Origin of the sequence: Siphonobacter sp. (assembly GCF_048595215.1) — a bacterium.
GTDB lineage: Bacteria > Bacteroidota > Bacteroidia > Cytophagales > Spirosomataceae > Siphonobacter.
Map to the genome: position 1 here is coordinate 1 of NZ_JBMDWJ010000212.1, position 9,177 is coordinate 9,177.

The 9,177-nt window shown below is 48.6% G+C and carries 9 protein-coding genes; 6 read left to right on the forward strand and 3 right to left on the reverse strand.

What is annotated here, in order from left to right; genetic code table 11:
* A partial coding sequence (locus ACOJTG_RS13015; RefSeq protein WP_420154216.1) for a response regulator occupies nucleotides 1-530 on the reverse strand: 530 nt, incomplete at its 3' end.
* 156 nt (nucleotides 531-686) lie between these two features.
* Here ACOJTG_RS13015 and ACOJTG_RS13020 point away from each other — a divergent pair.
* The 3 genes from ACOJTG_RS13020 (at nucleotide 687) to ACOJTG_RS13030 (ending at nucleotide 2,775) form a co-directional block, all read left to right on the forward strand.
* Nucleotides 687-1,442 (forward strand): DUF4905 domain-containing protein, encoded by a 756-nt coding sequence (locus tag ACOJTG_RS13020; RefSeq protein ID WP_420154217.1) that lies wholly within the window; start codon nucleotides 687-689, stop codon nucleotides 1,440-1,442.
* The gene (locus ACOJTG_RS13025) at nucleotides 1,429-2,460 is read left to right on the forward strand and encodes a LysM peptidoglycan-binding domain-containing protein (RefSeq protein ID WP_420154218.1); all 1,032 of its coding nucleotides are present in this window, start codon (nucleotides 1,429-1,431) and stop codon (nucleotides 2,458-2,460) included. Before ACOJTG_RS13020 ends, ACOJTG_RS13025 begins: the two co-directional genes overlap by 14 nt.
* Nucleotides 2,461-2,595: 135 nt before the next feature.
* Entirely contained in the window at nucleotides 2,596-2,775 is a 180-nt protein-coding gene (locus ACOJTG_RS13030) for a hypothetical protein (protein WP_094814610.1), read from the forward strand.
* Between the two features lie 143 nt (nucleotides 2,776-2,918).
* On the opposite strand, the gene ACOJTG_RS13035 is transcribed toward ACOJTG_RS13030, so the two are convergent.
* Nucleotides 2,919-5,852, reverse strand: coding sequence for a PAS domain S-box protein (locus ACOJTG_RS13035; protein WP_420154219.1), 2,934 nt, complete (start codon nucleotides 5,850-5,852; stop codon nucleotides 2,919-2,921).
* 61 nt (nucleotides 5,853-5,913) lie between these two features.
* Nucleotides 5,914-6,402, reverse strand: coding sequence for a methylated-DNA--[protein]-cysteine S-methyltransferase (locus ACOJTG_RS13040; RefSeq protein WP_420154220.1), 489 nt, complete (start codon nucleotides 6,400-6,402; stop codon nucleotides 5,914-5,916).
* 187 nt (nucleotides 6,403-6,589) lie between these two features.
* On the opposite strand from ACOJTG_RS13040, the gene rsmA reads away from it, so the two are divergent.
* The 3 genes from rsmA to dtd all read left to right on the forward strand — a co-directional run.
* Nucleotides 6,590-7,363 carry a 16S rRNA (adenine(1518)-N(6)/adenine(1519)-N(6))-dimethyltransferase RsmA gene (rsmA, locus tag ACOJTG_RS13045; protein WP_420154221.1) on the forward strand — a complete coding sequence of 258 codons (774 nt, stop codon included), beginning with the start codon at nucleotides 6,590-6,592 and terminating at the stop codon, nucleotides 7,361-7,363.
* 35 nt (nucleotides 7,364-7,398) lie between these two features.
* Entirely contained in the window at nucleotides 7,399-8,760 is a 1,362-nt protein-coding gene (gene mgtE, locus ACOJTG_RS13050; RefSeq protein ID WP_420154222.1) for a magnesium transporter, read from the forward strand.
* A gap of 38 nt (nucleotides 8,761-8,798) precedes the next feature.
* Nucleotides 8,799-9,177: D-aminoacyl-tRNA deacylase (gene dtd, locus ACOJTG_RS13055; RefSeq protein ID WP_420154223.1), on the forward strand; the 379-nt coding region annotated here is incomplete at its 3' end.

The window sequence follows — 9,177 nt, forward strand, 5'->3', positions numbered from 1 at the left end:
TCCTCCATGCTCTTATTGGGCGTAGCGTCAATTTCCAGTTCCCAGTACACGAGCTTTTTGTAGATATCGGCCCATTCTTCGTGACCGATCCGGTCCTGATACTGCATGGAAAGCTGCCGAAACTCCTGCTGGTAGCTCAGATTGGTTTTTTCTTCCACCAATCTTCTCGATTCCAGAATTTTACGAACGGAAAGCAGAATTTGATTGGGATTGAGCGGTTTAATCAAGTAATCGGCAATTTTAGATCCGATCGCCCCTTCCATGATGTGCTCTTCCTCAGACTTTGTAATCATCACCACGGGCAGGTTCGGCCACTGCTGCTTTAACTGAGCAAGGGTCTCGAGACCCGTCAGACCCGGCATCATTTCATCCAGAAAGACAACATCGAAGGTATTGTTTTCCAATTGCTCTAACGCATCCGCTCCGGAATTGACGGGGGTTACCTCGTACCCTTTCTGGGTAAGGAAAAGAATATATGGTTTAAGGAGATCAATTTCGTCGTCGGCCCACAGGATGGAATACTTTTGCATACGTATAATCGAAGATTTATAATCAGTTGAAAGAAAAACAAAAGACAGTTGGTGATTTACCAGCAAGATAGGTAAGGTGACTCATTTTTTACCCTACTTCTGTAACGGATGGCAAAACCATAAGATTGTAAAATCAAAATTTTTATTCCAAGTCGTATGACTTCTCTGAACGTTGAGCATTCCATTTATAAAATTCTACCGGATTCTTCGCAACCCATGCTTGGTATTGAACTGCGGGATGCGGATCGTAAAACCGCTTTTGTACAGGCTTTGCAGGTACAGAATGAAGATTTTTCCAATTTAGTAGCTTTAGTACGCATTGAAATTCCCTGGTGGACGAACGTACTGGGATGCTTTCAGGGAATTTTTCTCCTTCATGCCTTCGGAGAACCCAGCGTACCGAAACCTACTCACCTCGAAGCCTTCGACGCTCGTACGGGGCAACAACTCTGGTCGAGTACTGAAACCGTTTGGCTGGAAACCTTAGGTTCAACGCTTCGGGTGAAAATTTCGGCTGCAGAAGAGCAGTTTCTGGACTTGCGAACGGGCCAGCCCGTAGCTATCTTTCCGAATGATACTAAGGAAGAAACGGCTCGTTTTCCGGCTCACTACGCCGAGGGCAGTTCACACCTGTTTGCGTTACAAAAACTTATTCGGCATCTGACGGGTCAACAAGCCATCGGTGCGTGCGATTACCTCGAATTTCAGGATTCGATCATTTTTTCTTACTATTTTTACGAATCCGAAAAGCTAAAAAATGATCTTTTGGTCGTTAGTAAAGCTGGGAACGTACTCTTTCGCGAGTCGCTTCAGATCGGTGAAGGCCTGGGTCATACCACCTTTATCGTCTGGCGTAACCAACTCGTATTCATTAAAGACCAAGTTTATCTCTGCTGGCATGCGGTATCTTAATTGTTTCTTCCTTGGATTTTTTGGTCTGATTTCGCTAGACAGCTCAGCCCTTACTACCCCTGTCGACTCCATTGGTACCGAATGGAAAAACGGTAAAACCCTGATTGTTTATAAAGTAACGTCGGGACAAACGCTGTATAGTTTATTAAAAAAATACAACGTCACGCTCGACGAGTTTAAGGCCGTCAACCCGGATTTTTCCGGTAATCTGCGTTCGCAAGAAACGGTATACATTCCCCGCAACTGGAAGCGTCGCGAAGAACCGACTGTCGTATCCTCTACTTCCGGTAAAACGCATAAGGTTGAACCGGGTCAGACGCTATTCAGTATTGCCCGCAAATACGACGTAGGTACGGCCGACCTCAAACGCTGGAACAACCTGTCGGCGGATGGTACGGTCAAACTGGATCAGGTTTTGTACGTAAGCGAACCTACAAAAACGGAAGTGGCACCCGCTACTAAACCCGAAGTTCGTAAGCCGGAAGAGCCCCGCAAACCCGAGCCTACCAAAGACAAGCCCGAGGTAGCCAAAGCTCCCGTAATGATTACGAAACCGGAAGCACGCGAAGAACCCCGCAAGCCCGAAGAGCCAAAAAAAGAAGAACCGAAAAAACCCGATTCAACGAAGGCAAAGCCCGAAGCTACTCCTACGAAACCCGTAACAGTACCCAAGCCCGAAGCCGAAGTACTGACGCCCGTTCGCACGGAAAACGAGCCCGTGCCGAATGCTGGTACCGGAGCGAAGAAAGTAGTAGAGATGGGTTTGTGCGAATTGATTGACGCCCAGGATAAGACGGGAAAATACCTGGCCCTGCACCGGTCCGCTCCCATAGGAACCATGCTGACCGTACGGAACGAAGCCAATAATCAAAGTGTAATTGTAAAAGTGATTGGTAAACTGCCCGATACGGGTCTGGCGGATCGCGTAGTGGTTCGGCTTTCGGCCCGGGCTTTCGAGAAACTCATGCCTACAGATCGCCGAATTCGGGCTGAAGTTAGTTACCTGGCCGTGCAGTAGTTTTCAGGATTTAGTTTCAATACAATAAGCTACCTCTTTACAACTTATTCGTTCTTCGGAACCATTGAAAACAAGGCCATTGATGGAACCTTTTCAAAATTTTGTCGTTACTACACATATTCTAAACTCACGTGTATGATCAAAAGACCCGAACGTTCGAAATACGTAACTCCCGGTGCCATTGTGTTTAATATCATTTTCATTCTGGCGTATCCGATTATTGCGGCTTTCTATCTTGTATTCAATATACTCGTGTGGGTTCTTTCCATTCCTTCGCGGATGTGGGCCTACGTAGCCAAGCGAATTCGTAGTTAGTTCGGAATAAAGCATTCAATAAAAAAGGCGTTAGCTAATCAGCTAATGCCTTTTTTATTGAATCACCCCGTAGGTTATGTACTACAGCAAGCAGGATCATCTTTGAATGGCTCAATCACGTTTACACTTTTTTGAGTAGCCAATCACTTCAGACCTTGTAACACCTGGGCGTATGTTTCTTTAAAGTGAGTAAACTCGGTTTCAATGGGCGGGAACTCCGTTGTGAACGTGCTGAAGTTACCCACCTTGGTTTTCAGCTCCAGCGTTTTTACGACTTCATGCAGCCGTGTAATCCCCAAGGTTCCGGCGTTGCCTTTCAGCGTATGGAGGTTGGATTCGACCATTTGAAAATCTTCACTCGCAAAGCCTTCCTTAGCAGCGGCAATCTGTTCCGTTGCTTCCTGTTCGAATTCCGCAAATACCTGTTCGACCATTTCCTTACCCGCCAGTTCGGCCAGTTGATTCACTACGCCAAAATCGTATAAGTCACTGAGCTCATTCGTAACAGGCGGTTTAGGCACTAGGGGTTCGGGCACTGCAGTAGCGGCATTCGTTTTCGCTTTTTCGATTCCAACCCGATCTACCCATTCTTTTACCTTGAGCACCAGAATTTCAGCCCGAATGGGTTTGGATACGTAATCGTTCATGCCCTGACTCAGAAAACGTTCCCGGTCTTCCTTCATTGAATAGGCCGTCATCGCCAGAATGGGTGGCAGTGCTTCGGCAAACTGCTTCCGTAAAGCCTGCGTCGTTTCCAGACCATCCATATCCGGCATCTGAATATCCATCAAAATCAAGCTGTACGGATCTGTCCCAATTGTTTGTTCCACCAGTTGAATGGCTTTCCGGCCAGAATCGGCCGTTTCTACCCGACAGCCCGCTTTCAGTAGGATTTCGCTCGCCACTTTACGGTTCACGGCGTTATCATCCACCAGTAGAATATGCGGCTGTTCTTTGGCCAGATACCCGACAATTTGAAATTCGTCGGCGTATTTTTTCTCCTGCAAGGGAGCAATCATCGTTTCCTTGAGTTCCACGGTGAACCAGAACGTACTGCCCTGCCCCACTTCCGATTCGACTCCCATCTCCCCTTTCATCAGGCGGGATAACTCCCGGGAAATCGCCAGCCCAAGGCCCGTACCACCGAAGGATTTGCGGGTTGTATTGTCTAATTGCTGGAAAGCTCCGAAAAGCTGTTTCAGACCGTCCTCCGAAATACCAATCCCGCTATCCTCGACCTCCACGCGTATTTTGTGCCACTTACCGTGGGTAGTCAGATTCATGACCCGCACCTTCACGGAGCCCTGTTCCGTAAACTTGAGGGCGTTGGAAGTCAGGTTGGAAAGAATCTGCAGCAACCGGGTTTCATCGGCGATGATATACTGCGGCAGATCCGCTCCCAGCTCGTACGTAAGCGTATTATTCCGGTTTTTGGCTGTTTGTCCGAACAAACTGATTAATTTGTCGAAGACGCTACGGAACTCAAACGGTGCTTCGTGTAGTACCATTTTTCCGGCTTCGATTTTGGACAAATCCAGAATGTCGTTCAGAATATTCAGCAGCGTTTCCGAGGATTTCTTAATCGTATGCACGTATTCCCGCTGCTCCTCTTCCAGTCTGGTCGTACTGAGCAGGTCAATCATTCCGATCACCCCGTTCATGGGTGTACGGATTTCGTGCGACATATTTGCCAGAAAACGCTCTTTTACTTTCAGGGAACGTTCGGCTTCTTCCTTCGCTTTGAGCAATTCGCGGGCGGAACGTTTCAGGGGCGTAATATCTCGGGCAATGCCCGCTACTTCCTCAATCGTGCCATCGGCCAGCAGAATGGGATTTAGGTATACTTCCAGCCAGATGTCGTCGCCGTGCCGGATATGTTCCATGTGCACTTCGTACGACTCGGCTTTACCCCGAAAAGCAATTTTATACTTTTCTTCCATGATCTTTCGGTTGGAAGAATCCATCAGTCGCCAGGCAAACTGGTCGGTCGTTACGTTGACCTGCGGAGGCATATTGAGCTGACTCTGAATCAGCTTCATGTAATTGTCATTGAACGAAGTCAACTGCAAGCGGCGATTGACCGTCCACATCAGGTGACTCGACGATTCGAAGATGGCGTGTAACCGGGCCGTTTGTTTTCCCAGCTCGGCCTCCGCCTGTTTGCGTTCAATGGCGACGGCTACCTGACCCGAAATAAATTCGAGCAGCTCCAAATCCCGGATGTCGTACTTGTTGGCCCGCTCGTAGGATTTTACCCCGATAATTCCCGTAATCCGGTCACCAATCCGTAGCGGTACGCACAACATGACCTTCGGAATTTCGCCGTAGATGTACAACACCCGTTGTCGGGCCAGATCCAGGATTTCGTTTTCTGTAAGCATCAGGGGCCGATTGGCCACAATGGCGTATTCGGTAAGTCCGTTACCCAGTTTCCGCTTCGTAAACCGAATATTCTTGTTGAAATATTCATCGACGTAATACGGGAAGTACAGGTAACTTTTGGTTGGATCGTACAGCGAAATGAAGAAGTTCTTGGTATCAATGACCTTCCCCAATTCTTCGTGGATGAAATGATACAAATCATCCAGACTTCGCGTACTCAGCGTGGAGTTGGCAATCTGGTAGTACAGATTCTGGGCATTCTCCGCTCGGTTTTTGGCCGTCGCGTCGTGGAAGATGCACCGAAATACAATCGGTTTCCCCTGTTCGTCATACCGGCAGTTGACCGATCCCGACAGGTACACCCGCCGGCCGTCTTTACGCCGGTATACCGCTTCAAAATCCGGAATCTGTTCGCCGTTTTTGACGCGTTCAAACTTACTGAGCGTTTCTTCCATGAATTCCGGGTGAATGACATCCCGTAAATTCATCTGATTCAACTCGGCGGAACGATAGCCGATCGTGTCTTTCCAGGCTTTGTTGACGTACAGAAAACGACCCTGTAAATCAATCATCTGAATCAAATCCGTCGTATTTCGGATCAAATCCTGTAACTCCGAGGAAGCCGAACTCAACGGCAATCCCGGCGAGGTTTGGCGAAGCGAGGGTCCCGCTTCCGTACTCAAGGTTTTACTCATTATGTATCGATGCCTTGGACTTTCGTACCGACGTAGCGGTCAAAAATCAATTCTTTCCCTATTAAAATAGCCAGAGCTGTCCCGTGCCCGAATGCTGTTGCTCGTGTTGCAACAGCCAGCGTTTCCGCCAGATTTCCCAGGCGTACCCTACGGGCTTGCCGTCCGTACCGATTACGCGGTGGCAGGGTACGATGAGAGCAATCTGATTTTTGGCATTTGCCGCCGCAACGGCCCGCGTTGCTTTTTCATCCCCAATTTCGCGGGCCAGGTTGATGTAAGAAACCGTCTCGGCGTAAGGTAATTCCCGCAGGCGTTGCCACACCGTTTGCTGAAACGCCGTACCCGTCCATTGTAGGGGCAGGTCAAAATCCCGGCGTTTACCCGAAAAATATTCGGTTAACTGCTGCTGCGTTTCACCCAGTAGGCTCGTAAAAACCTGACGTCCCTTTTCAGGAACGAAGCGAACCACCTGCAGAGCTTCTGCCGAGGAACCTAGTTCCATCCAGCCCAGCGGCGATTCGTAATAAGCCACATACGCCGAGGATGCCATCGCGTTTACGGATTATAACGTGCTTTTTTCGATAAAACTACAAAAAATCAGGGTAATTTTGAGCCATTGATTCAGCCGATTTGCCCGACCTTCCGAAAAATGGAAAGCGTTTTCGGAATAGTCACTACCTGAATACAAAGACGCCCGAGCGAGCCCTGAGCCCTACGGGCGGTTAACTGCCTTTTGAATGAAAGTAAAAGCAAAAAAGCACTTAGGACAACATTTTCTCCGCGATTTACACGCTTGCGAGCGGATTGCTGATTTGCTGTCGGGATACCAGAATTACCGGACCGTACTCGAAATTGGTCCCGGGATGGGTGTACTTACGCAGTTTCTGTTGCGTAAACCCCAATTTGAAGTACACGTGGTGGAAATTGACCGAGAATCGGTGGATTATTTGCACGAACATTTTCCGGACCTTTCCCCCCGCGTCCACAATTACGATTTTCTGCGTTGGGATCTGCAGACGTTCTCTACTGAGTCTTTTGGATTGATTGGAAATTTTCCGTACAACATCTCCAGCCAGATTTTTTTCCGCGTACTCGAATACCGTAATCAGATTCCGGAAGTAGTTTGTATGCTGCAAAAGGAAGTGGCTCAACGCATTGCTTCGCCGCCGGGTAGCCGTGATTACGGCATCCTGAGCGTATTGCTTCAGGCTTTCTACGACATCAAGTACCACTTCACGGTACCGCCGGGAGCCTTCGATCCGCCACCAAAAGTACAATCAGGCGTTATTCGTCTGCAACGTAATGCCGTAACCCAGCTCGACTGCGATGAGAAGCTGTTTTTCAACGTAGTCAAAACGGCCTTTAACCAGCGTCGTAAAACCCTGCGAAACGCTCTCAAACCCATTGGCGTGATCTTTGATCACCCGCTGCTTGAGAAACGGGCTGAACAGCTGGGCGTGGCTGAGTTTGTCGACATTACGCAAACCATCGAACGGGCTAAAAAGGCCTAGCTTTCCGCTTTTATTCGTCTTTTGGATCTGATTGTATGGCTTTTGAGCTTACCAAAGAGTACGTAGAACGACTAAGCCAGGCCGTGGAGCTTCGCGATGAATCGACCATCCGACTGGAACTGCGTGACCTCTTTGCCGCTGATATTTCCGTTTTACTCGACGAGCTGGAAGGCCCGGAAGCTCATTATATCCTTACGTTACTGGACACCGAAACCGGAGCCGAAATTCTGGCTGAATACGATTCGGATTCCCGTCGGGAGCTTTTGAAGTACTTTGACTCGGCCGAGATTGCCCGTTACGTGAATATTCTGGATTCGGACGATGCGGTGGATTTGCTCAAGGAACAGCCCGTACGGATTCGGGAAGAAGTCATTGCCCTGATTGAAGACCGCGAACAGGCCCGCTTTATCCTCGATCTGCTGCCCTACGAACCCGATACGGCGGGCGGTCTGATGCAGAAAGAGCTGGTGAAAATTAACGTACGCCAAACGGTAACCGAATGCGTTGAGGAAATTCGTCGGCAGGCGGAAGACGTGGAAAAGGTGTACACCGTCTACGTAGTGGATGACGATCAGATCCTATTAGGCATTGTTTCCCTGAAAGATATTATTCTAGCTAAACGGGGCAGTAAGATTGAGCAAATTTACGACGATGATGTCATTTATGCTTCTACGTACGACGCTGCCGAAGACGTCGCTGAACTAATGTCCCGGTACGATTTGGATGCTCTGCCCGTCGTAAACGTACAGAAACGTCTGCTGGGGCAAATCACCATTGATGACGTCGTGGACGTGATTACGGAACAGGCTCAGGAAGACATCGCCGCCATTACGGGGGTTTCCGAAGAAGTCGAAGAGGACGATTCCGTCTGGAAGATTACGCGTTCGCGTTTACCCTGGCTGGGTATCGGCATGATCGGTAGTTTGCTGGCGGCCAAGTTTCTGGGGATTTTCGAGCATGATCTGCTAATGATGGTACCGGCCTTGGCTTTATTCATTCCCATCATTGGTTCAACGGGTGGAAACGTAGGTATTCAGTCCTCCTCGTTCATGGTTCAGATTCTGAGTGATAAATCGGCCCTGAGCGGTGAATTCTGGCCGCGTATGCTCAAAATTCTGACGGTTGCCGTTTTGAAGGGCGTATTGATTGCGGCCTTTGTCTTTCTCATTACCTATCTGATTCTATCGCACTCCCTTAAGCTTTCGATGGTCGTATCCATTTCGCTGATGGCAGTGGTACTGCTGTCTTCGTTTACGGGAACGGTTACACCGATTATTCTTAACCGTTACGGGATTAATCCTTCCGTAGCTTCGGGACCTTTTATTACTACGGCGAATGATTTTCTGGGGTACAGCGTGTATTTCGGCATTGCCTATTTGCTGTATCATTACTGGTAAGTATCGTCCACTGCTTCTATTAAAAACGTACTATTTTCATGATTGCCGTTCTTCAACGCGTTTCTCAGGCTTCCGTCACGATTGATTCCCGCATCAACGGAGAAATTGCTCAGGGGTTACTGATTTTACTGGGCATCACCCATACCGATACGGAGGAAGACCTTGAATGGCTGGCCCGTAAGATTGTGGGCATGCGAATTTTCGGCGATGAAGAGGGCAAAATGAACCTCGACCTGAAAGCGGTACAGGGAAATATTCTGCTCATCAGTCAGTTTACGTTATTGGCCAGTACGAAAAAAGGCAATCGTCCGAGTTATATCGACGCCGCCCGTCCGGAAGTCGCCATTCCTTTGTACGAAAAAATGATTGTTCAGCTGGAAAAAGAGTTGGGTCAGCCCATTGCAACGGGCGAGTTTG

What these genes read in the sequence shown, in the direction of transcription:
- ACOJTG_RS13020 (WP_420154217.1), top strand. Translation starts at nt 687, where the DNA reads ATGACTTCTCTGAACGTTGAGCATTCCATTTATAAAATTCTACCGGAT.
- ACOJTG_RS13025 (WP_420154218.1), top strand. Translation starts at nt 1,429, where the DNA reads ATGCGGTATCTTAATTGTTTCTTCCTTGGATTTTTTGGTCTGATTTCG.
- ACOJTG_RS13030 (WP_094814610.1), top strand. Translation starts at nt 2,596, where the DNA reads ATGATCAAAAGACCCGAACGTTCGAAATACGTAACTCCCGGTGCCATT.
- ACOJTG_RS13035 (WP_420154219.1), bottom strand. Translation starts at nt 5,852, where the DNA reads ATGAGTAAAACCTTGAGTACGGAAGCGGGACCCTCGCTTCGCCAAACC.
- ACOJTG_RS13040 (WP_420154220.1), bottom strand. Translation starts at nt 6,402, where the DNA reads ATGGCATCCTCGGCGTATGTGGCTTATTACGAATCGCCGCTGGGCTGG.
- rsmA (WP_420154221.1), top strand. Translation starts at nt 6,590, where the DNA reads ATGAAAGTAAAAGCAAAAAAGCACTTAGGACAACATTTTCTCCGCGAT.
- mgtE (WP_420154222.1), top strand. Translation starts at nt 7,399, where the DNA reads ATGGCTTTTGAGCTTACCAAAGAGTACGTAGAACGACTAAGCCAGGCC.